We start from the raw sequence: 26,517 nt of genomic DNA, 5'->3' as shown, positions 1-26,517 counted from the left end.
AGCGGACCGGTCCCCCGCGCGTCGCTCACGATTTCACCGCGCCTTCCATGATTCCCCGGACGATCTGCCGACCGCCGATGACGAGCATGATCAACAGTGGCACCGTTGCCACGAACGCACCGGCCAGCACCCGCCGGTAGATGACGTAGTTGCCGCTGGCCAGGTCGGAGACGGCCACCATCGAGGTGGGGTAGTCGCTGCCGTTGAGGGTGATCAGCGGCCATTGGAAATCGTTCCAGGTGGCGACGAAGGTGAGCAGACCGAGCACCGCGAGGGCGGGACGCACCGCGGGCAGCGCGACGGTCCACCAGATCCGCATGGTGCTGGCGCCGTCGATCCGAGCCGCCTCGATCAGCTCGTCGGGCACCGCGTTGACGATGAACTGTCGCATGTAGAACACCCCGAACGCGGTGACCATGCCGGGCACGATCACCGCCAGCAGGGTGCCGTTCCACCCCAGCTTGCCCATCACGATGTAGAGCGCGACGATGCCGAGTTGGTTGGGCACGGTCAGGGTCAGGATCACGAAGAGCATCAGCGCCCGACTGCCCTTGAAGCGCAGCTTGGCGAAGGCGAAACCGGCAAGCGAACAGAAGAAGAGCACCGAGGCGGTCACCGCGGTGGCGACGATGACGCTGTTCACCAGGGAGGCGGCGAAGTAGACGTCCTGGAGCGAGAAGACCTCGTCCAGGTTCGCCAGGAACCGGTCACCGGGGATCACCACCGGCGGCAGCTGCGAGGTGGCCTCGTCGGTGCTGGTGGCGATGACGAACATCCAGTACAACGGGAACGCCGCGAACAGCGCGGTCACCGCCAGGAACAGGTAGGTGCCGATGCCGGCCGGGGTGTCCTGCGGGGCTCGGCCTCGGGTGGCGGGCCGTTTACGCGGTGCCTGCCGGGGTCGCTCAAGAAGGCTCATCCACGTCCCCCCGAGATGCGACTGGTAAGCGCGGTGTTCAGCGCGGCGACCACCAGGATGACGAGGAAGAGCGTCCAGGACATCGCGGCGGCGTAGCCGAGGTTGAGGTCCTTCCAGCCCACCTTGTAGATCAGCTGGGCGACGGTCTGCCACTCCCCGCCCGCGCCACCCCGGGCGGCCTGGGCGTTGAGGTCGAACAGCATCGGCTCGGTGAACAGTTGCAGGCCGCCGATGGTGGAGAGCACCACCGTGAAGATGACCACCGGTCGGATCATCGGCACGGTGATCCGCCAGAGCTGCCGCCACGGCCCGGCGCCGTCGAGCGCCGAGGCCTCGTAGACGTCCCGGGGGATGGACTGCATCGCGGCCAGGTAGAGCAGGGCGTTGTAGCCGACCCACTTCCAGTTGACCATCGTGGCGATGGCGATCCAGGAGTGCAGCTTGTCGGCCCGCCAGTCGATCGGATTCTCGGTGCCGATGCCGACCAGCCCGAGCGCCCAGTTCGCCATCCCGAGGTCACGGGCGAAGAAGACGTTGAACACCAGCGTGGAGGCGGTGATCGGGGTGATGTACGGCAGCAGCACGCTGACCCGCCACCAGGTCTGCGCCCGCAGCCGGCGGTTCAGCATCGACGCGATGACCAGCGCCAGCAGCAGTTGCGGAACGGTGGAGAGCAGGAAGATGCCGAAGGTGTTGTAGAGGGCGTTGCCGAAGTCGCCGTCGGTGAACAGTCGACGGAAGTTCTCCGTACCGGCCCAGCCGGTGCGGTCCGGCTCGTCGAGACGCCAGTGGCGCAGCGCCACCACCGCGTTGAAGACCATCGGAAAGAGCCCGAAGACCACGAAGAGCAGGAAGAACGGCGCGATCAACAGGTACGGCACGTACCGCACGTCGAAGCGGTGCAGCCGATCCCGCCAGGTCGTCGACCGGCCGGTGGGCGGTCGACGGGTGGCCGGTTCGGGAGCCGTGGCTCGGCTCACCTGCCGGCCTTCTCGGCTTCCTTGATCGCCTCGGCCCAGGCCGCGTCCGATGCGAGCGTGCCGTTCTGCACCCGGTTGATCACGTTCTCCACCGCCACCCGGGTCGGCCCGTTCTTCCGGCCCAGGTACTGCGGCGTCAGGCCCTCGGCCATCTTCGGGAAGATCTGGCCGACCGGGGCCGAGTTGAAGAACTCGTTCTTGAAGTCGGCGATCGCCGGATCGCGGTAGAGGCCGGGCTGCGAGGGCAGGTTGCCGACCGTCTTGAAGACCTCGATCTGCTGCTCCGGCTGGACCAGCCACTCCAGGAACTTGTACGCCTCGTCGACGTTCCTCCCCTGCTTGGGGATGGTCAGGAAGGAGCCGCCCCAGTTGCCACCGCCACCCGGCACCGCGGCGATGTCCCACTTGCCCGAGGTGGCGGGCGCGGTGTTCTGGATGTGGCCGAGCATCCACGCCGGGCAGGCCAGCACGGCGAACGAGCCGTTGGTGAAGCCCTTGTCCCAGTCGGCCTGGAAGCTGGTCAGGTTGGCCGACAGGCCGGCCTCGACGGCCTTGACCGCGTAGTCGAAGGCGACCTTCGGGCCGCCCTGCATCTGCAGCTGCTCGCTCGGGTCGTAGAAGCCGACCGGCTGCTGGCCGAGGATCGGGTTGAACAGGTTGGTGGCGTTGTCGAGGAACTTCTTGTCCGTCTCGGCGACGTAGCGCTGGCCGACGGAGATGAAGTCGTCCCAGGTCGGCCAGAGCGCGGAGACCTGGTCGCGTTCGGTGGGCAGGCCGGCGGCGGCGAACAGGTCGGTGCGGTAGCACATCGCCAGGCCGCCCACGTCGGTGCCGAGGGCGATCTGGGTCTTGCCGTCGGCCGACAGCGACTGCTTCCACTTCCACGGCAGGTAGTTGCTCTCGTACCGGCCCGCGCCCTTGTCGAGCAGGTTGACGAACTGGTCGGCCTGGCTGCGGAACTGGACCATGAAGCCCTCGTCGATGGCGGCGATGTCGGGCGCACCGGAACCGGCGATCAGTTTCTTCTGCAGGTCCTCGTGCTGGGCGTTGTACTCACCCGAGTTGAGGGCGATCTTGACGTTGGTGTGCTCCGCCTCGTACCTGGTCTTGAGCTCCTGGAGGCCGAAGTCGCCCCAGAAATTGATGGTCAAGGTGACCTGACCGGCACCGCTGCCACCACCGGTGGTGCTGCGTCCACTGCAGGCGACGACGAGTGAACCGACCGCCAGTGCCACGGCTGCGACGCGCAGCCAACGAGGCGAAGACCGTTTCATGACCCATCCTCCAAAGACGAGTGGGGACCGCCCCCATAGATCGAGACACGTCGACTGAACCGGATAAGTGACGCCACCGTACGGGGGCACTTCCCGAGTGTCAACGACGAGTTAACGCCGGGTCAGAACGTGATCTCCGGAGCGCAAAGCCCTGCACTGATCACCACTTCAGGCCGAACACCTTCTCGTCGAGCAGCCCGAGGCGGACGCCGTTTCTCGGACTGAACCGAACAAGTAGCGCCGTTCAGGCCCACACCTGGTCGATGGCGGTCGACGGGTAGCCTGTCCAGCGGACAACGGACTGGCTCAGGGGGGCGTACGCCGGTGAAGCGGCCCACGATCGCGGATGTCGCCCGCCGGGCGGGGGTTTCCAAGGGCGCGGTGTCGTACGCGCTCAACGGCCAGCCCGGCGTCTCCGAGGCGACCCGACAACGCATCCTCGCCATCGCCGCCGAAATCGGCTTCAGTCCGAGCAGCGCGGCCCGGGCCTTGTCCGGCGCGACCGCCCGGGCGATCGGCCTGATCCTCGCTCGACCCGCCCAGACGCTCGGCATCGAACCGTTCTTCATGGAGTTGATCAGCGGCGTCGAGGCGGAACTGTCCGCCCGGTCGTACGCGCTGACCCTGCAGGTGGTCGCCGACGCCGACGCCGAGATCGCGGTCTACCGCCGGTGGTGGGGTGAACGTCGGGTCGACGGGGTGCTCGTCTGCGACCTGCGCACCGACGACCAGCGGGTGCCGGTGCTGGAGGAGTTGCGGCTGCCCGCCGTGGTGATCGGCGGGCCGACCGGCACCGGCCGGCTGGCCAGCGTCTGGTCGAACGACGCGGCGGCCCTGGTGGAGACCGTGGAATACCTGTACGCCCTGGGGCACCGCCGGGTGGCCCGCGTCGCCGGCCTGCCCGACCTGCTGCACACCACCATCCGCACGCAGGCCTTCACCGAGGTGTGCCAGCGCCTCGGTCTCGCCGAGGCGGTCGTCGCCTCCACGGATTACACCGGCGAGGAGGGCGCGCGGGCGACCCGGCGGCTGCTCAGCTCCCGGATCCGCCCCACCGCTGTCATCTACGACAACGACGTGATGGCCATCGCCGGCCTGTCGGTGGCCCAGGAGATGGGGCTTGCCGTCCCCACCGATCTGTCCATCGTGGCCTGGGACGACTCGCCGCTGTGTCGGCTGGTGCATCCGCCACTGACCGCGGTGGGACGCGACATCCCCGCCTACGGCGCACATGCGGCCCGGCAGCTCCTGCAGCTGATCGAGGGCGCCCCGGCGACGGACCTGGAGGACGAGCAGGCACACCTGACGCCTCGCGGCAGCACCGGCCCGCCCGGCGTGGGGGCGTGAACCGGTTAAGCATTCACCGCGAGGTGGACGGAAACTCCTCGAAGTACGCCTCGACCCGCTCGGCCGTGGCGGGGCGCGCCAACTCGTACCCCTGGCCGTAGCGGCACCCCGCGCGACAGGCCGCCTCCACCTGATGGGCGGACTCCAGCCCCTCGGCCACCAGTTCCGCGCCCAACCGGTCGGCAATGGTGACCACCACGTCCAGCAGCGGGCGGTCCCGGCTCGCCTCGGTCACCTCGGGACTCACCTTGAGCAGGTCGATCGGCAGTCGCCGGAGCTGGGCGAGGGAGGCCTGCTCGGCCCGGAAGTCGTCAAGCGCGGTGCGGATGCCCATCGACCGCAGCCCGGCCAGCCGCGCCACGACGGTCGGCAGCTCGGTGCAGACCCGCGGCTCGGCCACCTCGATCACCAACTGGTCCGGTGTTACCCCGTGTGCGGCAAGCACCGCCGCCGTCCGGGGTACGAAGTCCGGTGAGATCAGTTCGCGGGTGGTGACGTTGACCGCCATCCACAGCCGCCGCCCGCCCACGGACCACTCCGCCACCTGCCGGCAGGCCCGGTCCAGCACCCAGACGCCCAGTTCACCGACGATGTCGAGATCCTCCGCCACCGGCAGCAGTTCGGCCGGAAACACCGTGCCGAGGACCGGGCTGCGCCAGCGCAGCAGCGCCTCCGTACCGACCGGCAGCCGGTCGGCGAGCCCGATCACCGGTTGGTAGACCAGATCCAGCTCGCCTCGGGCGACCGCGCCGGGCAGTTCCCGCTCCAGATCCAGCCGCCGGACCAGTTGCTCCTCCAGGTACGCGTCGTACCACTCGATCCGGTCCCGACCGAGTTGCACCGCGCGTCGGCGGGCCAGGTCGGCTTGGCGCAACACGTCCTCCGGGCGGCCGTGAGCCAGTTCGGCCAACCCGACGCTGGCCCGCGAGCGCAGCACTGCGCCGGACACCTCGTACGGCCGGTCCAACGCCTCAAGCAGCCGAGCGCCCAACGCGTAGGCCAGCAGCGCTCCGGCACCGGTGACCACCGCGAAACCGCTGCCGGCCAGGTCGATCACCTCGTCGTCGGCGGCCGTCACGGCCCTTGCCCGACGGACGGCCTCGGCGGCCACGTCGTCCCGCGCGGACACCCCGGGCACCTCGGTGAGGTGCAGGTCCACCACCAGCAGGGTGCCGCCCGCCGCCTCCGACCGCGCCGCCAGCGCCCGCAGCAGCGCGGCGCGTCCGACCGGTACGGGTTCCCCGACGACCGCCCCGCTCCCGGCCCCGGCCCTGCTCCGGACCTCGGTCCCGGTCTCGGCGGTCTGAGCCGGCGTGATCTGAGCCGGAGCGGTCTGCGGAGCGACGGTGAGCAGTTCACGGGCCACCAGGGCGGGTACCGCAGCGAGGGCGAGCACGACTGTGGTGTGGTCGGGCAGTTGCCCGGACTGCAACTGGTGCACGATGGCCAGTACCACCCCGACCGCCGGAACCACCACGCGCGGCCAGACCACCGAGGCGGTCGGTGGCGGTTCCCCGGCCGCCTCCACCACGCGCCGCACCCCGGCGGCGGTCAGCAGCACGCCGGTCACCAGCGGCGCGACCGCCAGCAGGGCCGTGCGCCCGGTGCCGGTACCGGTCGGCAGCGCAGCCAGCAGCGTCAACGCGAGCAGGGTCAGTCCCGCGCCGGCTCGGCAGCGGGTGATGCCGGACGCCCGGTCCGGCCCGGTCAGCAGGGCGAGCACGGTGCCGGTCAGCAGACCGGTGGCCATCGCGGCGACCAGGCGCACCGGGGTCGGCACGCCCGCGTACGGCAGCAGCAGCCAGGCGGTGAGCACCAAACAGGCACCGGCCACGGCACCGTCGAGCAGTCGACGCCACCACAGCCGGGCCGGCGTCGCCGCTCGACGCGGCAGGCTGAACAGGCCGCCGCCGAGCAGCGCGGCGGTGCCGGCGAGCCCGGCGACGGCGGCGGTCGAGCGGCCACCGACGGCGACCAGCGGCAGCACCGCCGCGGTCAGACCGGCACTCACCACCGCGGCGTGCAGCAGGGCAGCGGCCCGACGCGGCCGGGCGGCCCGACGGCGGGCGAGCCGCCCACCGGGCGTACCGAGGGTCGGGGCATCGGGGCCGGCGGCGAGCCGGGACAGCCGTACGCCGGCCAGCGTCGAGCCGGCCGCACCGGCGAGCGCCACCACCGCCAGCTCCGGCATCGACCCGGCCGCACCGACGACGACGAGTACGGACACCACCGCGAGTACGCACGTCTCCGGCAGGGCGGAGCGTCGGACGATGGCGCGGAACACGGACGCGACAGGCACGACATTCGCCTTCGTGAGGGGGCACTGGGGCGGTGCGGCGGTGCGAGGGCGGACAATTGGTCGGCTACTCATCCCCGGAAACGAGCAAGCACGCAACCAGTGACGCCCATTGAGCCAGATCACTGTACGCGGTCGGATGACCACACAGAATCAGGCCCCCCGGACAGCCCGGTTCGCAGCCCGGTGCCGTCCGGGCCGGTGATGGTGGGATCATCGAGGGGTGAGCCGCACCGATACCACCCGATTCCGACACCACCAGGCCATCCTGGTCGGGGCGATCATCGCCACCATCGGCGCCCTGCCGCTGGCCGACGCCCGCGCGTACCTGCTGCCGGTGCTGCTGGTGCCCCTGGCGGTGGCCGTCTGGGCCTGGCGGGCCGGCACCGACGCGAATCCGCACGGGCTGCGGCTACGGGCGCTGCTCGGCGACCGCCTGATCCGTTGGGACCAGATCGTCGAGCTGGGCGGCGACACCCGCGGCCGGGCGGTCGCCCTCCTCACCGACGGCCGGCGACTCGTCCTGCCCGCGGTACGCCACGTCGACCTGCCGCGGCTGGTGGCGGCGGCCGAGCGCGGCGAGCCGGTGGCCGACCGCGACGACGTCCCGGTGGCTCAGTAGCCGTCCACCACCACGTTGTCGGGCTGCTCTCCGGCGACGAACCGCCGGATCTGCTGGCCCACCAGGCGGTACGCCCGGGGCAACAGGCCCCGTACCGAGCCGGCCACGTGCGGGGTGATCAGCACGTTCGGCAACTCCCAGAGCGGATGATCGGCCGGCAGCGGCTCCGGGTCGGTGACGTCCAGGGCCGCCCGGAGCCGACCACCGGCCACCTCGGCGACCAGCGCCTCGGTGACGACCACCGGTCCTCGGGCGGCGTTGACGAGCAACGCGCCGTCGCGCATGGCGGCCAGGAACGACTTGTCGACCAGGCCCCGGGTCTGCTCGGTCAGCGGCACCAGCAGCACCACGACGTCGACCTGCGGCAGCAGGGTGGGCAGCGCGTCGACCCCGTGCACGCCCTGCTCGGGGCGAGCGGTGCGGGCGACCAGGTCGAACTGCACCTCGAACGGGGCCAGCCGGTCGCGCACGGCGGTACCGATCGAGCCGGCGCCGACGATCAGAATCCGCTTGCCGGCCAGCTCGTCGGTCGGCGCCACCTCGTCGTACACCCACCGCCGCTGCGCCTGGGCGCGGACCATCGCCGGGAAACCGCGCAGCTGGGACAGGATGGCGGTGACCACCCACTCGGCGGTCGACGGGTCGTGCACGCCCCGGGCGTCGCAGAGCACGACTCCCGGCGGAATCCGCCCGACCCAGGTGTCCGCCCCCGCCGAGAGCAACTGGACCACCGCCAGGTCGGGCAGTTCACTCAGCAGGGCGGTGGCCGCCGCCGGGGCGAGGAAGGGTGGCACCCAGAAACGCACGCCGGACGTCGACGACGGCAGCCGGGCCGGATCACTCATCGTCTCGACGACGACCTCCGGCGGCAGCTCACCCAGCAGGTCGTGGCCGGTCTCGTGCGGAATCCATACCTTCACGCCCGCTGACGATAGCCCTCGCGACGGTTACCGCCGCCGAGGGGCCGCGTACGCGCACACCGACGCCCGCGTCCGCAGCGGGCTACCCTGGGCCGGGTGAGCGCCAGTCCCCCAGTCTCCCGCGCCCGTAAGCTCCGTACGCTTCTCGCCGCGTCCGGCGCGACACTCCTGCTGGCTGCCGGTTGCAGCCTCGGCGAACCGGAGCCGGACCCGGCCGGTAAGCCCCCGAACCTGCCCAGCCCCTCGGCCAGCGCGGGCAACGGCGGCCAGGAGGTCGTCGCCACCGTGCTCGCCAAGGGGTTGCGGGTGCCGTGGGGCATCGCCTTCCTGCCCGACGGCGGTGCCCTGGTCACCGAACGCGACACCGGCCGGATCGTCCAGGTCGGCCCCGAGTCGTCCCCGGACGGCCTGCGGGTCACCGAGGTGCAGACCATCGACGACGTGGTCGCCTCGGGCGAGGGTGGCCTGCTGGGCATCGCCGTGTCACCGAAGTTCGCGCAGGACCGGACGGTCTTCGTCTACTACACCGCCGAACAGGACAATCGGATCGCCCGGCTGCGGCTCGGTGAGGAACCCACCCCGATCCTGACCGGCATCCCCAAGGCGGGCATCCACAACGGCGGCGGGCTGGCCTTCGGCCCCGACGGGCAGCTCTACGCCAGCACCGGCGACGCCGGGGACACCGACCAGTCACAGGACGTCAAGCAGCTCGGCGGCAAGATCCTGCGGATCACCCCGGAGGGCAAGCCGGCACCCGGCAACCCCTACCCCGACTCGCCCGTCTGGTCGCTGGGCCACCGCAACGTGCAGGGCATCGCCTGGGACGGCGACCGGATGTACGCGGTGGAATTCGGTCAGAACACCTGGGACGAGATCAACCAGATCACCAAGGGCAAGAACTACGGCTGGCCCGAGGTCGAGGGCAAGGGCGACGACGAGAAGTACGTCGACCCCATCGTGCAGTGGCCGACCGACGAGGCGTCCTGCTCCGGGCTGGCCGCCGTCGAGCGGACGTTGGCCACCGCGTGCCTGCGCGGCCAGCGGCTCTGGCTGGTCGAGCTGACCGACACCGGTACGGTGCTCGGGCAGCCCCAGGCGCTGCTGACCGAGCAGTACGGGCGACTGCGTGCCGTGGCCGCCGCCCCGGACGGCTCGATCTGGGTGAGTACCTCCAACCATGACGGCCGGGGTCGACCCGCCCCCGAGGACGACCGACTGTTGCGACTTGTTTTCGCAGGTGGCGGAGCTGGGCGAAGCTGAGGCACCCTCGAAGCACCACACCTCAGGTTTGTCAAGATCCTTCGGCGGGCAGGTCAGAATCTCACCATGGGCGATCAGGAACACGAGCAGCCGGAGCACGGCCGACAGGCCGAGACGCCGGCCCGCCGTCAGCGCCGGTTTTCGTCACTACGACGGACCGGTGCCGCGCCGCGCCGCCCCGGGCGGCTCACCGGCGTACGCCGGGTCGGGGTCGCCCTGGCCGTGCTGGTCGTCACCCTGGCCGGTGTGCTGCTCGGCACCCTGGCCGGCGGGCAGGTCGGCACGGACATCGGCCCGTTCCGGGCCAAACTGTCCCTTTCGCCGGCCGTCGACGGTGGTACCACCGTCAAGATCCCGCCGCTGGGGGCGCTCCTGCTCAACAGCCACGACGGGCCGACCCAGCTGACCGTCGAGCTGGGCGCGCTGGACCAGAGTCGGGTCGAGGCGCTGTTGGACGACCCGGCGAGCCTGAACCGGGCCACCCAGTCGGCGGTCGACGAGGTCCATGAAGGGGTGCTGCGGCTCGGGCTGCGTACGCTCGGTGCCACCGTGCTGGCCACCGTGCTGCTGGCCCTGCTGGTCTTCCGCAACACCCGCCGGGCCGCCTGGGCCGGCACACTGGCGCTGCTGATCACCGCGGGCAGCCTGGGCACCGCGGCGACGACGATCCGACCACAGGCGATCGAGGAGCCGACGTACGAAGGGCTGCTGGTCAACGCACCCGCGATCGTCGGTGACGTACGCAAGATCGCCAACGACTACACCCGGTACGCCGAGCAGCTCCAGCGCCTCATCGGCAACGTCACCCAGCTCTACACCACCGTGTCGGCGCTGCCCGTGTACGAGCAGGAGCCGGGTACCACCCGCGTGCTGCACATCTCCGACATGCACCTCAACCCGACCGCCTGGCAGCTCATCCGTACCGTGGTGGAGCAGTTCGGCATCGACGTGGTCATCGACACCGGCGACATCACCGACTGGGGCAGCGAACCGGAGGCGTCCTACGTCGGCTCGATCAGCCTGCTCCGCAAGCCGTACGTCTACATCCGGGGCAACCACGACTCGGGGCGTACGTCCGCGGCGGTGGCCCGCCAGCCGAACGCGATCGTGCTGGACAACGCGACCACCACGGTCGCCGGGCTCACCATCGCCGGCATCGGCGACCCCCGCTTCACCCCGGACAAGAGCACCTCACCGGCCGCCGGCGGCCCCATCCCGCCGACCGCCGACGAGCTGACCGCCACGGGTGAGAAACTCGCCGCCACGATCCGCAGCGCGCCCACGCCGGTGAACATCGCCCTGGTGCACGACCCGGTCATCGCCACCCCGCTGTCCGGCACCACCCCGCTCGTGCTCGCCGGCCACATCCACCGCCGGCAGATCGACCAACTGCCGGAGGTCCCCGGCCAGCAGCCCACCACCCTGATGGTGCAGGGCTCCACCGGCGGTGCCGGCCTGCGCGGCCTCGAAGGCGAGGAACCCACCCCGCTGACCATGACGGTGCTCTACTTCGACCAGGAGAAGCAGCTCCAGGCGTACGACACCATCACCGTCGGCGGCACCGGCCAGGCCCAGGTCAACCTCGAACGCACCGTCATCAACCCCCCACCCACCCCCCTAACCACCCCCACCCCCACCCCCACCACCCCAACCCCCACCCCCACCCGCTAACCCACCCCTCCCCACCCGCCCCTCCCCACCCACCCCTCCCCACCCGCCCCGACCTCCGCGATCTTGCACTTTTGGTCGCCGAAATGCCTGGTTCGGCATGATTTGCGGCGACCAAGAGTGCAAGATCGACACGGTAAGGGCGTGCGACGCAGCGAGGGTGCGCGGTGAGGGCGTGCGACGGGGTGAGGCAGGCGCGGTGAGGGGCGCGGGTGGAGGTGTGGCGTGGGGTGGGGTGGCTAGTGGAGGGAGAGGGCGGCCAGGGCGGCGTTGACGATGCTGCCGGGGAGTAGGTCGTGCAGGTCGTAGAGCTCCTCGACGCTGCCGGACTGGCCGAACTCGTCCACCCCGAGTGGCACCGCCGGGGCGGCGAGGGCCGAGCCGAGCCAGGCCATCGCGTGCGAGGCGGCGTCGTGGACGGTGACCACCGGCACCCGGTCGGCGAAGGCCGACCGCAGGGCGCCGGGCACGCTGGGCACGGTCGCCGTGCGTACGCCCTGGCGTAGGGTGCGCTGCCAGGCCCGGTAGAGCCGGTCGAGGCTGGTGACGTCCACGACGTGAGCGGCGACGCCCTCCTCGGCCAGTTCCGCCGCGGCGGTCAGCACCTCGGGCAGTACCGCACCCGAGGCGGCCAGCTGCACCGTCGGGGCCCCGGCCAGGTGCGGGTACGCCTGGTGGGCGTCGACCAGCCGGTACGCCCCGGCGAGCACCTGCCGCCGCAGCACCGCGTCGCCGAGCCGGGCTCGGGCCGTCTCGAAGGGTGCCTGGTCCACCGGCCGGGTGCTCAGCCGGAAGTAGTACGCCCCGTCCTCGGCCGGTGCCGCGGTCGCTGCGGGCTGGTCCGGGCCGGCGATCTGCCCGAGCGCGTCGCAGAGCAACCAGTCCAGGCTTGTCGCGTACGCCGGTTCGATGAAGGTCACCCCGGGCAGTTCCAGGCCGACGCTCGCGGTGATCGTGGACTGGTGGGCGCCGCCCTCGGGAGCGAGGGTGATGCCCGACGGGGTGCCGGCGACGACGAACCGGGAGCCGGAGTAGGTGCCGTAGAGGAAGGCGTCCAGACCACGCAGCACGAACGGGTCGTACACGGTGCCGACCGGCAGCAGCGGCTGCCCGGACAGGTCCCAGGCCAGGCCGAGCTGTCCGAGCAGCAGGAACAGGTTCATCTCGGAGATGCCCAGTTCGATGTGCTGCCCGTCGGGGCTCTCCGTCCAACGCAGCATCCGGTCTTCCGACCAGGACCGCTGGGCGGTCGGCGCGAACACCCCGGTCTTGTTGATGAACCCGGCCAGGTTTGTCGACGTCGCCACGTCCGGCGCGGTGGTGACCAGATACCTGCCCACCTGCGGATCCCGGGCCAGGTCGACAAGCACCCGCCCGAAGACCTCCTGGGTGGAGATCGGCTTCGTGGCGCGTACCTTCGTGGCCTGTGGGACGGTGACCCCCAGCGCCCGCTCGCGGGGCGCGCGGGACAGCGACTCCCGACGCTGCCCGGCCCGGATGCCCGCGGGCGAGGCCGGGTCGAGACGGTCCCACTCGGTGTCCGGGGTCAGGCCGAGCGCCGCCCGCTGGGCGTCGACCTGCTCGCCGGAGAGCAGCGCGGAATGGTTGCGCGGATTGCCGGCGATCGGCAGACCCCAACCCTTGACCGTGTACGCGAACACCACGCTCGGCCGGTCGGTCACCGCGTCGCACTGGGCGTACGCGTCGAGCAGCGCCGCCAGGTCGTGCCCGCCCAGGTCGGTGACGAGCGGGCCCAACCGGTCGTCGGGGATGTCCGCGACGAACGTGGCCACCGCGTCCGGCGCGCCGTCGAGGAACTGCTTGCGCAGCGCCGGCCCGGTCAGCCCGAACAGCGACTGGTACTGCTCGTTGGGCATCGCGTCGATCCAGTCGCGCAGCGCCTCGCCACCGGGCTGGGCGTACGCCTCGGCCAGCTTGCGGCCGTACTTGACCTCGACCACGTGCCAGCCGGCCGCTTCGAACTGCCCGCGCCACTGGTCGATGCGTACGCCCGGCACCACCCGGTCCAGCGACTGCCGGTTGAAGTCGACCACCCACATCACGTTGCCGAGCCCGGTGGTGGCCGGGTCGGCGACCGCCTCCCAGATGTTGCCCTCGTCCAGTTCGGCGTCACCGATCAACGCCACGAACCGCGAGTGGGGGCGGGTGCCGAAGTGCGCGTCGACGTACCGGCGGGTCACCGCGGCGAACAGCGGCGCGGCCGCACCCAGGCCGACCGACCCGGTGGAGAAGTCCACCCCGTCCGGGTCCTTCGTCCGCGACGGGTACGACTGCAGGCCACCCCGGGCCCGCAGCCGGGTCAGGTAGGACCGGTCCAGGTTGCCCAGCAGGTACTGGATGGCGTGGAACACCGGCGAGGCGTGCGGCTTCACCGCGACCCGGTCCTCGGCGTCCAGATGCGCGAACCACAACGCCGTCATCGCACCGACCAGCGACGCACTGGACGCCTGGTGCCCGCCGACCTTCACCCCGTCTCCGGTCACCCGCTCCCGGTTGGCGGCATCCACGATCCGGGTGGCCAGCCACAGCACCCGCCGCTGGATTTCGTCGAGGACATCGATGTCGTGCTGGTTCACGGTGGGCTCCAGGGGCATCGCCGTTGACGCCCGGTCGGGGACAGGGGTGGTGGTGCCGTGACGCGCCGACGTCAGGGTCTGTGACGCGCCGCCGGAGCGCCGAGGTTGGTCGCCGGCTCGGCTATCGAGTCGAATGTTAAGAAGGGGCCCCTCCTCTACGCCAGGCGTTAAGAAGGGGCCCTTCCTTACACCTCAGACGCCGAGGCGGGAGAGGATCAGCTCGCGGACGGTCTTCGCGTCTGCCTGGCCACGGGTGGTCTTCATGACCGCACCGACCAGGGCGCCGGCGGCGGCCACCTTGCCGCTGCGGATCTTGTCGGCGATGTCCGGGTTGGCGGCGATCGCCTCGTCCACGGCAGCGGTGAGCGCGCCCGTGTCGGAGACGACCTCCAAACCCCGGGCAGTCATGATCTCGGTGGGCGAACCCTCGCCGGCGACCACACCCTCCAGCACCGTACGGGCCAGCTTGTCGTTGAGCTTGCCGGCGTCGACCAGGCTCTGCAGCTCGGCGACCTGCGCCGGGGTGGCCCCGATGTCGGCCAGCTCCACACCCGTCTCGTTGGCCCGCCGGGACAGCTCGCCCAGCCACCACTTGCGAGCGGCGGCCGGCGAGGCACCGGCGGCGACCGTCTGCTCGATCAGCTCGACGGCACCGGCGTTGAGCACCGACTGCATGTCCGCATCCGACAGACCCCACGCCTCCTGGAGGCGACGGCGGTGCAGCCGGGGCAGCTCCGGCAGGGCGGCCTTCAGCTCGGCCACCCAGGCCGGGTCGGGCGCGATGGGCACCAGATCCGGCTCCGGGAAGTAGCGGTAGTCGGTGGCGGTCTCCTTGGACCGGCCCGGGGTGGTGTCCCCGGTGTCCTCGTGGAAGTGCCGGGTCTCCTGGGTGATCCGACCGCCGGCCTCCAGTACGGACGCCTGGCGCAGCATCTCCGAGCGGACGGCCCGCTCGACCGAACGGAGCGAGTTGACGTTCTTGGTCTCGGTGCGGGTGCCCCACTCCTCGCCGGGCCGGTTCAGCGACGTGTTGACGTCACACCGCAGCGAACCTTCCTCCATGCGGACGTCGGAGACGCCCAGCGAGCGGATCACGTCACGCAGCTCGGTGACGTACGCGCGGGCCACCTCGGGGGCGAGCGCACCGGTGCCGGGGATCGGCTTGGTGACGATCTCGACAAGCGGAATGCCGGCCCGGTTGTAGTCGACGAGCGACTCGGTGGCGCCGTGGATGCGACCGGTGGCGCCGCCGACGTGCAGCGTCTTGCCGGTGTCCTCCTCCAGGTGCACCCGCTCGATGCCGATGCGCACCAGTTCCCCGTTGACCTCGACGTCCAGGTAGCCGTCGAAGCAGAGCGGCTCGTCGTACTGGCTGATCTGGAAGTTCTTCGGCATGTCCGGGTAGAAGTAGTTCTTCCGGGCGAACCGGCACCACTGCGCGATGGAGCAGTTCAGCGCCAGGCCGATCCGGATGGTCGCCTCGATGGCGGCCTTGTTCGCCACCGGCAGCGAGCCGGGCAGACCGAGGCAGACCGGGCAGACCCGGGTGTTCGGCTCGCCGCCGAAGTCGGTCGGGCAGCCGCACCACATCTTGGTGTTCGTGCCCAGCTCGACGTGGGTCTCCAGGCCGATCACCGGCTCGAATCGCGCGACGACCTCGTCGTACGCGGGCAGCGTCGTGGTCATGAGAACTCCAGCTTTGCAGGCGGTAGCCGGCCCACGGCGGCATCCGGACACAACGCCGCCAAGCCTAACCGCTCGACCCGGCCCGCCTCGGCGGGGCGTCACCCAGGTGTCGGACCGCGTGTCACTCGGGGGCGCGGAAGCGCCGATGACGGTTGACGGTCAGCACGAGCAGGATCCCGCCGATGGAGAACGCCAGGACGCTCAGCAACAGCAGCACAAGTGTCGAGTTCGAGCCGGTGACCGGCAGCCACGCCCCGCTCGTCTTCGACGGCGACGGGACCGGCGCGGCAGGGCTCTCCGACGGCGTCGGGGTCGGCTCGACCGCTGTCGGCGTGGCCGTGGGCGCGGTCGGTGTGGCGCTCGGAGCGGTCGGGGTCGACGTGGGGGTCGACGTCGCGGTGGCGGCGACGACCAACTCCACCTCGGCGGTGGCGCTGGTCTTGGCACCTGCCGCCCGGACCATGAAGTCGAACGTGCCGGCGCTGCTCGGGGTGCCGCTGAGTCGGCCGTCCGTGGCGAGGGTGAGCCCGGTCGGCAGAGTTCCGGCGGCCAGGGCGAAGGTGATGTCGTCGTCACCGGTGGCGGTGAACCGGAACGAGTACGGCTGCCCGACCCTGCCGGAAGGCGGGTTGCCCGAGGTGAAGGCGGTCGCGGCCTCGGCGACCACGATGGTGATCTCCTGCTCGCCGAAGAAGTCGTTCTTGTCGGTCATCCGCAGCGTGGCGGGGTAGGTGCCGGCCGTGGTCGGCGAACCACCGAGCGAGTTACCGACCACCAGCATGCCCGGCGGCAGGCTCCCCGTACTCACCGACAACCGGTACGGCTCGGTGCCACCGGTCGCCTCGACCGTGTGGATCGCGTACACCTGACCCAGGTACATCGGCGTGCGGGGCGCGCCCGAGGCGATCTCGATCGTGGGTTCGCGCACCTCGATCGTGGCTGTCTGCTCGGCGAACTGGTCGGCCGCGTCGGTCATCCGCAGGGTGAAGGTGTAGGTGCCCGCCGTGGTCGGCGAACCACCGAGCGAATTGCCGACCACCAGCATGCCCGGCGGCAGGCTCCCCGCACTCACCGACAACCGGTACGGCTCGGTGCCACCCGTCGCCTCGACCGTGTGGATCGCGTACACCTGACCCAGGTACATCGGCGACCGGGGCGCGCCCGAGGTGATGGTGACGGCCGCCGCTGCGGCCGGGGGTGCGATGCCCAGCAGCAACGCGAGCACCATCGTCAGGGCCATGACCGGGCGCAGTGTCTTCATCGCACATCCAGGTCTGATCAGAACGGCTCGCGTTCGCCAGCGACCAGCCGGTCCAGCCGACTCGCAGTCATCCAATCAGGAAGCTTGATGACGGACAATTACCCGAACGGTGACCAGCGTGTCGCGGTGGCGGTGCGGGCCGGGCCGATGGCCGCGCACGGCGACCGCGCCGACGCCCCTCGGGTGACCGCAGCGGGCGCGCGACGGTGCCGTGCGCAGGCGGCGGTCGGCCGCCTGCGCACGATCGATCACAGCGTCGGTGGGGTGAGCGTGCCGACGGCGCTCTCCAGGGCGGCGGCGACGCGGTACATCCGGTCGTCGGCCATGGTCGGGGCCATCACCTGCAGGCCGACCGGCAGCCCGTCGGCCAGACCGCACGGCACCGAGATGCCCGGACCGCCGTACAGGTTGGTCGGGATGGTGAACAGGTCGGCCAGGTACATCTGGTACGGGTCGGAGGTGCGCGCCCCGAGCGGGAACGCCACGAACGGGGTGGTCGGCGAGATCAGCGCGTCGACCTGCTCGAACGCGGCGGTGAAGTCGCGGGTGATCAGCGTACGGACCTTCTGGGCCTGCCCGTAGTAGGCGTCGTAGTAGCCCGAGGAGAGCGCGTACGTGCCGATCATGATGCGTCGCTTGACCTCGGGGCCGAAGCCGGCCTCCCGGGTCAGCGACATGACCTCCTCCAGCGACCGGTTGCCGTCGTCGCCGACCCGCAGCCCGAACCGGACCCCGTCGAAGCGGGCCAGGTTGGAGGAGCACTCGCTCGGCGCGATCAGGTAGTACGCCGGCAGCGCGTACTTGAAGTGCGGGCAGGAGACCTCGACGATCTCCGCGCCCAGCTTGGTCAGCGTGTCGACGGCCTCGTGGAAGGCGGCCATCACACCCGGCTCGGCACCCTCGCCGGCGAACTCGGTGACGATGCCCAGCCGCACCCCGCTCAGGTCGCCGGTGGCACCGAGTTTCGCCGCCGCCACCACGTCCGGCACCGGCGCGGCGATCGAGGTCGAGTCGCGCGGGTCGTGCCCGCCGATGGCCTCGTGCAGCAGCGCGGCGTCGAGCACCGTACGCGCGCAGGGGCCGGGGGTGTCCAGCGAGGAGGAGAACGCCACCAGGCCGTAGCGGGAGGTGCCGCCGTAGGTCGGCTTGGCACCGACGGTGCCGGTGACCGCGCCCGGCTGACGGATCGAGCCACCGGTGTCCGAGCCGATCGCCAGCGGCGCCTCGTACGCGGCCAGCGCGGCGGCGCTACCACCACCGGAGCCACCCGGGATGCGGTCGGTGTCCCACGGGTTGCGGGTCGGCCCGTACGCGGAGTACTCCGTGGAGGAGCCCATCGCGAACTCGTCCATGTTCGTCTTGCCGAGCATCACCGTGCCGGCGGCCTGCAGCCGCTGCACGATCGTCGAGTCGTACGGCGGACGCCAACCCTCCAGGATCTTCGACCCGACGGTGGTCGGCACACCCTTGGTGGTCAGCACGTCCTTGACCGCGACCGGCACCCCGGCCAGCGGGCCCAGCTGCGCACCGGCGGCCCGCTGGGCGTCCACCTCACGGGCGGCGGCCAGCGCGCCCTCGCTGTCGACGTGCAGGAAGGCGTTGATCTGCCCGTCGACGGCGGCGATCCGATCGAGGTGCGCCTGGGTCACCTCGACGGCGGAGGTCTGCCCCGAGGCGACCAGGCCGGCGATCTCGACGGCGCTCAACTTCGTCAGGTCACTCATGCCGCCACTCCGCTTCGCCCCGTGCCGTCACCGAGCACGATGATCCGCTCGCTCACGATGCCACATCCTCGTCCAGGATCCGCGGTACGCGGAACCGCTGCTCCTCCGCGTCGGGTGCACCCGACAGCGCCTCCTGCGGGGTCAGGCACGGCGTCACGACGTCCTCGCGGAACACGTTGGTCAGCGGCACCGAGTGCGAGGTCGGTGGGATGTCGGCGGCGGCGACCTCACCGACCTGGGCTACCGCCTGGAGGATGACGTCGAGCTGGCCGGCGAAGGTGTCGAGTTCCTCCTCCGTGACGGCGAGCCGCGACAGTCGCGCCAGGTGCGCGACCTCCTCGCGGGAGATGGCGGCCATCGGTGCCCCCTTCATGGCTGTCCTGCGTCTGCCTGCGCCCACCGGAGTCGCTACGACCCGTGGTGACGCCCAGCGAGTCTATTGTTCCGTGCCCGACCGGGCGCTGGCGGCTCCCCGGACGCCGATCCGCACCCCCGGATCGGCTCCCGCGGATCAACGGCGCTGTCTGCGGGTCAGCGAGGGTGTCGGCGGGGCAGTTCCGCTTCGTCGGAGGTGGCGAGCGGGCGCACCGGGCGGTAGCGGGCCAGCCAGGCGACCAGTTCCTCGGCCGGCATCGGCCGGGCGTAGAACCAGCCCTGGGCGGCGTCACAGCCCGCCGCGTGCAGCATCCGCCAGGTCCGCTCGTCCTCCACCCCCTCGGCCACCACCCGCAGCCCCAGCGCCTTGGCCAGCTCGATGGTCGACCGTACGATCGCCGCGTCGTCGCTGTCGTCGACCATGCCGAGGACGAAGGACCTGTCGACCTTCACCTCCGACAGCGGCAGCCGACGCAGATGTTGCAGGGACGAGTAGCCGGTGCCGAAGTCGTCCAACGCGATGCCCACGCCGATGCGGTGCAGCTGGGTGATGGTGGCCAGCACCCGACGCGGATCGGCCATCAAGGCGCCTTCGGTGATCTCCAGCTGCAGCCGCTCGGGGGCCACGCCGTAACGGGTCAGCCGGTCGGCGATCTGCTCGGCGATCTCGCCGGTGTGCAGGTCCCGCACGCTGACGTTGAGGGCCGCCCGCAGGCTGACGCCGGCCGCCGACCACTTCGCGAGCTGCTCCACCACGTCGTCGACGACCCGGCGGGTGAGCAGCCGCATCACCGCGCTCTGCTCGGCGACCCGGATCAGCTCCTCCGGGTCGACCATCCCCCGACGGGGATGACGCCAGCGCAGCAACGCCTCCACGCCGACCACCTCGCCGGTGGCGATCTCGACCTGCGGCTGGTAGTAGAGCATGATCTCGCCCGCGTCCGGGGCCGACTCGGCGGAGTCGTCGGGATCCGTGGGTCGGGCCCACACCTCGCCGTCGTGAGGTGCCGGCGGGGTGGGCTGGATGCTGCGGCGCAGGATCGGGTCCGCGGCGGTCACGATCTGGTTGATCAGCTCGTCGTCGTGCACCCCGGTCGGCAGCCGGCGGCGACGTCGACTCCACCAGCTCTGGCCGGTACGCCCGTCCACCGGTGCGGCAACGGTCATGCTCGCGCCGTCCCCGCCGCGTACCGGGGGCGTGGCCTCCGCTGCGTGCGGCTGGCCCGTCGGTCCCCCCTCCAGCACCCGACGCAGGTCGGCCAGCAGGCCGAGTCGCTCGGCGGAGTTGTGGTCGGACTCGGCCGTGTAGACGGCGACGGTGTCGTTGCGGTGCTTCGCGTCGTACATCGCCACGTCGGCGTGGCGCATCAGGGTGGCGAAGTCCTCGCCGTGATCGGGATAGAGGGCGATCCCGATGGAGCCGCCGACATCAAGCGGCAGCCCGTCCAGCGGCACCGGCTCGGCCAGCACCCGCACCACCTGATCGGCGAAGGCGCGGGCCTGCCCGACCTCGGTCAGGCCGGTCATCACGATGGCGAACTCGTCGCCGCCGAGCCGGGCGACCAGGTCCGGCGGTTCGACCACGCCGGTCAGCCGGGCGCTCACCTCGACCAGCAGCCGATCGCCCACCGCGTGCCCCAGGGCGTCGTTGACGTTCTTGAACCGGTCCAGGTCGATCAGGAGCAGAGCCAGGTGGGCGTCCGGCTCACCCCGTGCGGCGCGCTCGGCGTGCCGGTGCACCTGCTCGTTCACCTCGGCCAGCAGCGCCTTGCGGTTGGGCAGACCGGTGAGCGGGTCGAGCGCGGCGAGTTGACGCTGCTCGACGGTGAGCCGCGCCATCCGGTACACCGCGAACAGCGGCACCAGCACCAGCGGGACCAGGGCCGCGCTGGCCCGGGCAGCGGTCATCAGGATCGGGGCGAGCAGCAGCAGGGAGCCGGTGGAGAGCAACTCGAACGGCAGGCCCCGCCAGGCGTTCGGCCACCACCGCTCGCCGAACCGCAGCCGTACGGCGGCGGTGACCAGGCCGTAGTTGACCAGGAACCAGGCGACCCCGGCACCACCGATCGCCGCGACGTCCGCCCAGCTCAGTGGCCCGCCGTCGAACGCGGCACCGGGCCCGAGCCGACTGACCGCGTACGCGGCGCCCAGGGAACAGGCGTACTGGGCCGCGTTGAAGGCGGTACGCCACGGCGCGTGGCCCATCCGGACCCCGGACACCAGCACGGCCACCGCCTGCACGGCGACGGCGGGGCCGAGCCCCCAACCGAGCAGGATCGCGAAGGTGAAGCAGCTCGACGGGTAGACCGCCGAGGTCTGTCGCTGGCCGGGTGCCACGAACGGGCGCGCGTCGCAGGCCACCGCGAGCACCGCCATCGTCCAGAACGCCACCGGCAGCGCGTCCAGCGTCGTGGCCAGGGACGCCAGCGCGCCGGCCGAGACCAGCACGGCCACCGCGAGCACACCGGCCACGAAGGCGGTGAACTGCGCCGCCCGTCCGGGCGGGACCAGGTTGCGCGGGTCGGGCGGCTCCATCACACCTCCCGGTACGGGACTCGGCACGTGCTTTCACGTGCCGTGACCCAATGAAACGCCCCTGGCAGGGGTTTTCCCTCCGCGACAGTCACGAATCGGTCGTAGTCGTGACTAAGTTGGTATCCGCCGCGGGTGCGATGAGGGCCTACTCGTCGACGCGGGCCACCTCGCGGGCCGCCTCGACCCCCGCGTCGAGCAACACCTGGAACCCTTCCTCGTCGAGGATGGGCACCTTCAGGGTGGCGGCCTTGTCCGCCTTGGACCCCGGGTTGTCACCGACCACCACGAAGCCGGTCTTCTTCGACACCGAGCCGGAGACCTTGCCGCCGCGCGACTGGATCGCCTCGGCGGCCTGGTCGCGGGAGTATCCACTGAGGGTGCCGGTGACCACCACGGTGAGGCCTTCCAGCGGGCGCGGGCCCTCGGCCACCGCCTCCTCTGCCATCCGTACGCCCGCCTCGGCCCACTTGCGGACCACCTCGCGGTGCCAGTCGACGGCGAACCACTCGCGGATGCTGGCGGCGATGGTCGGGCCGACTCCGTCGACGGACGACAGCTCCTCCTCGGAGGCGTTGTCGATCGCTTCGATCGAGCGGAAGTGCCGGGCCAGGGCCTGCGCGGCGGTCGGCCCGACGTGCCGGATGGAGAGCGCCACCAGCACCCGCCACAGGTCACGTTCCCTGGCCACGGCGAGGTTGTCGAGCAGCTTGGTCGCGTTGCTGCCGAGGCTGCCGTCCTTGTTGACGAAGAACGGCGACCGGGCCAACTGCTCGGCGTCGAGCGAGAACAGGTCGCCCTCGTCGGTGATGATCTGCGCGTCGAGCAGGGCGGCGCCACTCTTGTAGCCGAGCGCCTCGATGTCGAACGCGCCGCGCCCGGCCAGGTGGAACACCCGCTCGCGCAACTGCGCGGGGCAGCTGCGCGAATTCGGGCAGCGGATGTCGACGTCGCCCTCCTTGGCCGGGGCCAGCGGGGTGCCGCAGGCCGGGCAGGTGGTGGGCATGACGAACGGTCGGGCGTCCGGCGGGCGCAGATCGACCACCGGGCCGAGCACCTCGGGAATGACGTCGCCGGCCTTGCGGATCACCACCGTGTCGCCGATCAGCACCCCCTTGCGCTCCACCTCGCGGGCGTTGTGCAGGGTCGCGTACGCCACCGTGGAGCCGGCCACCTTCACCGGTTCGAGCAGGGCGCGGGGGGTGACCCGACCGGTGCGGCCGACCTCGACCTCGATGTCGAGGAGCTTGGTGTTGACCTCTTCCGGGGGGTACTTGAAGGCGATCGCCCAACGGGGTGCCCGGCTGGTCGAGCCGAGTCGTCCCTGGATCGGCACCGGGTCGACCTTGACAACCACACCGTCGATCTCGTGCTCGACGTCGTGCCGGTGCGCGGCGTAGTGGGCGATGTAGTCGCGGACGCCGGTCAGATCCGGCAGCACCCGCCACCGGTCGCTTGTCGGCAGACCCCACGCCTTCAGCGCCGAGTACGACTCGGACTGGGTGCTCGGCTGGAAGCCCTTGCGGGCCCCGATGCCGTGCACCACCAGGCGCAACGGTCGGGACGCGGTGATCCGGGGATCCTTCTGCCGCAGGCTGCCCGCGGCCGCGTTACGCGGATTCGCGAACGGCGCCTTGCCCTGCTCGACCAGACCGGCGTTGAGGTCGGCGAACGCCTCGACCGGGAAGTAGATCTCGCCGCGCACCTCGATGAACTCGGGGACCGGGCCGTACTCGGCCGAGTCGGTCAGCCGGCTGGGCACATCCCGGATGCTGCGCACGTTGGCCGTGACGTCCTCGCCGGTGCGCCCGTCACCTCGGGTCGCCGCCCGGATCAGCCGCCCGCCCTGGTAGGTCAGGTTGATCGCCAGCCCGTCGACCTTCAGCTCGCACAGGTAGGGCACCGGCCCACCGGCGTCCCGCTCGACCCGTTCCGCCCAGGCCGCCAACTCCTCGTCGGCGAAGGCATTGTCCAGCGACATCATCCGTTCGGCGTGCGCGACCGGGGTGAAGTCGGTGGAGAAGGTGCCGCCGACGCGTTGGGTAGGTGAGTCCGGCGTCCGCAGGGCGGGGAACTCCTCCTCCAGCGCGGTCAGCTCGCGCAGCTGCCTGTCGAACTCGGCGTCGGAGACGGTCGGCGCGTCGAGCACGTAGTAGCGGTACTGATGCTCGGTCAGCTCCTGACTGAGGGTGGCGTGGCGTTCCCGCGCCTGCGGGGTCGGCTCGGCGCCCGCCGCCGCCTCCTGCTCCGCGCTGAGCGGCTGACCGCTCGCCTCTTCGGACACGCTGCCGCCTCCGGCCACCGGACCTCCCGTGATCGTGCTACCCCCGCACGGTAGCGCCCGGGTGGGACAACCCGGCCGACCAGGGCAGCAACGAGCCGCTGCCGAGGCCGTGCCGGTCAGTCTCGCCCCGCCGACAGGGCGGTGAGTTGGTCGGCGTACTCGATCCGCTCGGCCCACCCGGCCGGCCAGGCGACCATGCCCTGGGCCGCACCGACGAACGCGCCGGCGAGCGCGGCGATGGAGTCGGAGTCACCGCAGGTGCGGGCACCCCGGACGAGGGCGCCGACCGGGTCGTCGGCGTGCCGCACGGCGCAGTAGAGGGCGGTGGCCAGGGCCTCCTCGGCGATCCAGCTCTCGCCGGTGAGGCGGCACGGGTCGCCGCCGTCGTCAGGTGCGGACAGCGCCGCGTCGAGCCGACGCAGCGCCGCAGCGCACTCGTCCCAACCGGCGGCGATGAACGCCTCGGGCGTAGCGGCGTTCGCGCGCCGCCACAGGTCACCGAGCCAGTCGGCCCGGTAGACGGTCCGTTGCGCGGCCACCCGTTCGCCGAGCAGGCCGGGCAGCTCGGCCAGGCCGACGCCGGTCCGCAGCAACCAGACGGCGTACGCGGTCAGCTCGCTGGCGGCCAGACCGGTCGGGTGACCGTGGGTGAGGCCGGCCTGAAGGTGGGCCAGCCCGGCGAGGGTGTCCAGGTCGACGTCGAGCAACCCGACCGGGGTGACCCGCATGTTGGCCCCGCAGCCCTTCGAGTCGATCACCGTGGCCTGCTGCCACGGCAGGCCCCGGGACAGCTCGGCGCAGGCACGTAGACAGGTCATCCCCGGTGCCCGGTTGTTGTCCGGGCTGGCTGCCCAGGCCAGGAAGCGTTGCCTCAGCAAGGGCTCCACCGCCTCGGGCGTGAGTTGCGGGGCGTCGTGCAGCGCCCAGGCCACCGCCAGCGCCATCTGGGTGTCGTCGGTGACCAGCACCGGGTCGCCGACCAGGTCCCGAGGGCCGGCCGGCCCGTACTGCTCGTCGATCTCGGCGACGCTGAGGAACTCGGTGGGCTTGCCCAGGGCGTCACCGAAGGCGAGCCCGAAGATCGAACCGGCGACTCGACCCGGCGCAGGAGTGGTCATGGAGGCGATCATGCCGTTCACCGGCAAGCCCGGGCCACCACCCCCAGGTGGCCCGGGCTTGCATGGTCGTCGAGCCGGGTCGCCGGGTGCGTCAGTCCCAGCAGAGGCAGAACGGGTGACCCACCGGGTCGGCGTAGACCCGGAAGCCGTCGCCCTCGCCGGGCAGTCGCCGCGCGCCCAGCGCCAGCACCGCCCGCTCCGCCGCCTCGACATCGTCGACCGTCACGTCGAGGTGCAACTGTTGCGGCCGTTCCGGATCGGGCCAGTCGGGAGGACGCAGGTCCGGTGCCCGCTGGAAGGCCAACCGGGGCTGATGGCCGGGTGGGCCCCCGAGCACCACCCACCCGTTGCCCTCGGAGTCCTCCTCCATCAGCGGCAGGCCGAGCAGCTCGGCGTAGAAGCCCGCCAGGGCCCGGGGGTCAGGACAGTCGATGACAGTGGAACGGAGTCGTCCAATCATGTCCGTCATCCTGCCCACCGGGTACGACGGGAAACGTCACACCTCGGCGAGCCGACGACCCGCGTCCCGGCAGGCGGCCAGGACGGCCCGGGCGTACGCCGGAGTTGCCCCGGCCAGCCCGCAGGCAGGAGTGACCACCACCTGCTCGGCGAGTTGGGCGCGGGGGAAGCCCAGCCGGTCCCAGAGCCCGCGTACCCGATCGGCGACCTGCGCCGACGTCGGCGCGCCACCGGCCGGCGGTGCTGTTCCCGGGCGGCCGCGAGGCGTCGGCTGGCCACCAGGCGTCGGTTCGCCGCCGGGTGGTGGTGACGTCGGCACGGCACCGGCCAGCAGGCCCAGGCCGGCGTCCAGCGCCTCGCCCAACGGATCCAGCTCGGTCACCCGGCTCAGGTCGAGCGCCACCCCGACCGCACCGGCCGACCGGATCAGCTCCAGCGGCACGTCCGAGGCGCAGCAGTGCACCACGGTCGGTACGCCCGCCGCCTCGATCACCCCGCGCAGCAGCGCCCGGGCCGTTTCCGATTCCACGGCCCGGTACGTGCCGAGGCCGCTCTCGGTCGGCACCCGACCGGCCAGCACCGTCGGCAGCGAAGGCTCGTCCAACTGGAGCAGCACACTGGCCCGGGGCAGCCGGCGGGCCACCGCCTCGACGTGGCCGCGCAGCCCTTCGGCGAGGGAGCCGGCCAGGTCGCGTACGGCGCCGGGATCGCGCAGCATCCGGCCGCCGATCGGCAACTCCAGCGAGGCGGCCAGGGTGAGCGGGCCACCCGCCTGGATCTTGATGGTGCCGGCGTACTCCTCGGCCTGCTCGGCGAGCTGGTCGAGGTCGCGTTCCATCAGGTCACGTGCGCGACGCAGATCCTTGCCGGGCCGCGGCGCGACCCGCCAGCGCGCGGCGTACAACTCCACCGGCAACTCGACGAGCAGGCCGGCGGTACGCCCGATCAGGTCCGCGCCCGGCCCCCGGGCCGGCAACTCGGGCACATGTGGCAGGGCGGGAAGTTCGCCGAGCACGATCCGCTGTGCCTCGGCGATGTCGCTGCCGGGCAGCGACCCGATCCCGGTCGCCGCGCCCACCGGCCAAGGCCAATCCCGATCACTCACGGCAGCACCCTACCGCTGCCGTGACCCACCCGGCCGCCACCACCGGCAGACCGGCCACCCGGCACCGTTGGCACGACCGGCACCACCAGC

19 protein-coding genes are annotated in these 26,517 nt (G+C 71.7%); 4 read left to right on the top strand and 15 right to left on the bottom strand.

Annotation, left to right across the window (positions count from 1 at the left end; genetic code table 11):
- Positions 1–25: 25 nt before the first annotated feature.
- Genes VAB18032_RS06610 through VAB18032_RS06600 form a run of 3 tightly spaced genes read right to left on the bottom strand, consistent with a single transcriptional unit; the run spans position 26 to position 3,173 of the window.
- On the bottom strand, positions 26–919 hold the full coding sequence (locus VAB18032_RS06610) for a carbohydrate ABC transporter permease (protein ID WP_013732020.1): 894 nt from the start codon (positions 917–919) through the stop codon (positions 26–28).
- Positions 916–1,899 (bottom strand): carbohydrate ABC transporter permease, encoded by a 984-nt coding sequence (locus VAB18032_RS06605; RefSeq protein WP_013732019.1) that lies wholly within the window; start codon positions 1,897–1,899, stop codon positions 916–918. The genes VAB18032_RS06610 and VAB18032_RS06605 overlap by 4 nt, the downstream gene beginning before the upstream one ends.
- Entirely contained in the window at positions 1,896–3,173 is a 1,278-nt protein-coding gene (locus VAB18032_RS06600) for an ABC transporter substrate-binding protein (RefSeq protein WP_013732018.1), read from the bottom strand. The genes VAB18032_RS06605 and VAB18032_RS06600 overlap by 4 nt, the downstream gene beginning before the upstream one ends.
- A gap of 324 nt (positions 3,174–3,497) precedes the next feature.
- On the opposite strand from VAB18032_RS06600, the gene VAB18032_RS06595 reads away from it, so the two are divergent.
- A complete protein-coding gene (locus tag VAB18032_RS06595; RefSeq protein WP_043719858.1) occupies positions 3,498–4,520 on the top strand; it encodes a LacI family DNA-binding transcriptional regulator in 1,023 nt (340 codons plus the stop codon).
- A 13-nt stretch (positions 4,521–4,533) separates the two neighbouring features.
- Here the strand turns inward: VAB18032_RS06595 and VAB18032_RS06590 are convergent, their stop codons facing one another.
- Complete coding sequence (locus VAB18032_RS06590) at positions 4,534–6,819, bottom strand: bifunctional diguanylate cyclase/phosphodiesterase (RefSeq protein ID WP_013732016.1); 2,286 nt, start codon at positions 6,817–6,819, stop codon at positions 4,534–4,536.
- Between the two features lie 220 nt (positions 6,820–7,039).
- Here VAB18032_RS06590 and VAB18032_RS06585 point away from each other — a divergent pair, with 220 nt between their 5' ends.
- The gene (locus VAB18032_RS06585) at positions 7,040–7,438 is read left to right on the top strand and encodes a PH domain-containing protein (RefSeq protein ID WP_013732015.1); all 399 of its coding nucleotides are present in this window, start codon (positions 7,040–7,042) and stop codon (positions 7,436–7,438) included.
- On the opposite strand, the gene VAB18032_RS06580 is transcribed toward VAB18032_RS06585, so the two are convergent.
- A complete protein-coding gene (locus VAB18032_RS06580; protein ID WP_013732014.1) occupies positions 7,432–8,358 on the bottom strand; it encodes a 2-hydroxyacid dehydrogenase in 927 nt (308 codons plus the stop codon). The genes VAB18032_RS06585 and VAB18032_RS06580 overlap by 7 nt on opposite strands.
- A gap of 87 nt (positions 8,359–8,445) precedes the next feature.
- Here VAB18032_RS06580 and VAB18032_RS06575 point away from each other — a divergent pair, with 87 nt between their 5' ends.
- Together VAB18032_RS06575 and VAB18032_RS06570 are read left to right on the top strand one after the other, a co-directional pair.
- Positions 8,446–9,618, top strand: coding sequence for a PQQ-dependent sugar dehydrogenase (locus VAB18032_RS06575; RefSeq protein WP_415877994.1), 1,173 nt, complete (start codon positions 8,446–8,448; stop codon positions 9,616–9,618).
- Between the two features lie 66 nt (positions 9,619–9,684).
- Positions 9,685–11,289 carry a metallophosphoesterase family protein gene (locus VAB18032_RS06570; protein WP_013732012.1) on the top strand — a complete coding sequence of 535 codons (1,605 nt, stop codon included), beginning with the start codon at positions 9,685–9,687 and terminating at the stop codon, positions 11,287–11,289.
- Between the two features lie 236 nt (positions 11,290–11,525).
- Here the strand turns inward: VAB18032_RS06570 and VAB18032_RS06565 are convergent, their stop codons facing one another.
- The 10 genes from VAB18032_RS06565 to VAB18032_RS06520 form a co-directional block, all read right to left on the bottom strand.
- Entirely contained in the window at positions 11,526–13,883 is a 2,358-nt protein-coding gene (locus VAB18032_RS06565; RefSeq protein ID WP_043723241.1) for a transketolase-like TK C-terminal-containing protein, read from the bottom strand.
- 192 nt (positions 13,884–14,075) lie between these two features.
- Positions 14,076–15,569: an Asp-tRNA(Asn)/Glu-tRNA(Gln) amidotransferase subunit GatB gene (gene gatB / locus VAB18032_RS06560; protein ID WP_013732010.1), complete on the bottom strand. Its 1,494-nt coding sequence runs from the start codon at positions 15,567–15,569 to the stop codon at positions 14,076–14,078.
- A gap of 121 nt (positions 15,570–15,690) precedes the next feature.
- Complete coding sequence (locus VAB18032_RS06555; RefSeq protein ID WP_013732009.1) at positions 15,691–16,830, bottom strand: putative Ig domain-containing protein; 1,140 nt, start codon at positions 16,828–16,830, stop codon at positions 15,691–15,693.
- A 248-nt stretch (positions 16,831–17,078) separates the two neighbouring features.
- Positions 17,079–18,554, bottom strand: a complete 1,476-nt coding sequence (gatA, locus tag VAB18032_RS06550; protein ID WP_013732008.1) for an Asp-tRNA(Asn)/Glu-tRNA(Gln) amidotransferase subunit GatA — start codon at positions 18,552–18,554, stop codon at positions 17,079–17,081.
- A gap of 52 nt (positions 18,555–18,606) precedes the next feature.
- Positions 18,607–18,912, bottom strand: a complete 306-nt coding sequence (gatC, locus tag VAB18032_RS06545; RefSeq protein ID WP_013732007.1) for an Asp-tRNA(Asn)/Glu-tRNA(Gln) amidotransferase subunit GatC — start codon at positions 18,910–18,912, stop codon at positions 18,607–18,609.
- A gap of 173 nt (positions 18,913–19,085) precedes the next feature.
- Positions 19,086–21,464 (bottom strand): putative bifunctional diguanylate cyclase/phosphodiesterase, encoded by a 2,379-nt coding sequence (locus VAB18032_RS06540; RefSeq protein ID WP_013732006.1) that lies wholly within the window; start codon positions 21,462–21,464, stop codon positions 19,086–19,088.
- A gap of 145 nt (positions 21,465–21,609) precedes the next feature.
- A complete protein-coding gene (gene ligA, locus VAB18032_RS06535; protein WP_043723238.1) occupies positions 21,610–23,745 on the bottom strand; it encodes an NAD-dependent DNA ligase LigA in 2,136 nt (711 codons plus the stop codon).
- Between the two features lie 116 nt (positions 23,746–23,861).
- Positions 23,862–24,863, bottom strand: a complete 1,002-nt coding sequence (locus VAB18032_RS06530; protein ID WP_043723236.1) for an ADP-ribosylglycohydrolase family protein — start codon at positions 24,861–24,863, stop codon at positions 23,862–23,864.
- A 91-nt stretch (positions 24,864–24,954) separates the two neighbouring features.
- Positions 24,955–25,323 (bottom strand): VOC family protein, encoded by a 369-nt coding sequence (locus tag VAB18032_RS06525; protein WP_013732003.1) that lies wholly within the window; start codon positions 25,321–25,323, stop codon positions 24,955–24,957.
- Positions 25,324–25,359: 36 nt separating this feature from the next.
- Positions 25,360–26,427 carry a uroporphyrinogen decarboxylase/cobalamine-independent methonine synthase family protein gene (locus VAB18032_RS06520; protein ID WP_043719851.1) on the bottom strand — a complete coding sequence of 356 codons (1,068 nt, stop codon included), beginning with the start codon at positions 26,425–26,427 and terminating at the stop codon, positions 25,360–25,362.
- Positions 26,428–26,517: the final 90 nt, after the last annotated feature.

It is taken from the genome of Micromonospora maris AB-18-032, assembly GCF_000204155.1.
In the GTDB taxonomy this organism is placed as follows: domain Bacteria; phylum Actinomycetota; class Actinomycetes; order Mycobacteriales; family Micromonosporaceae; genus Micromonospora; species Micromonospora gifhornensis.
This window is presented reverse-complemented; position numbering and strand designations above follow the sequence as displayed.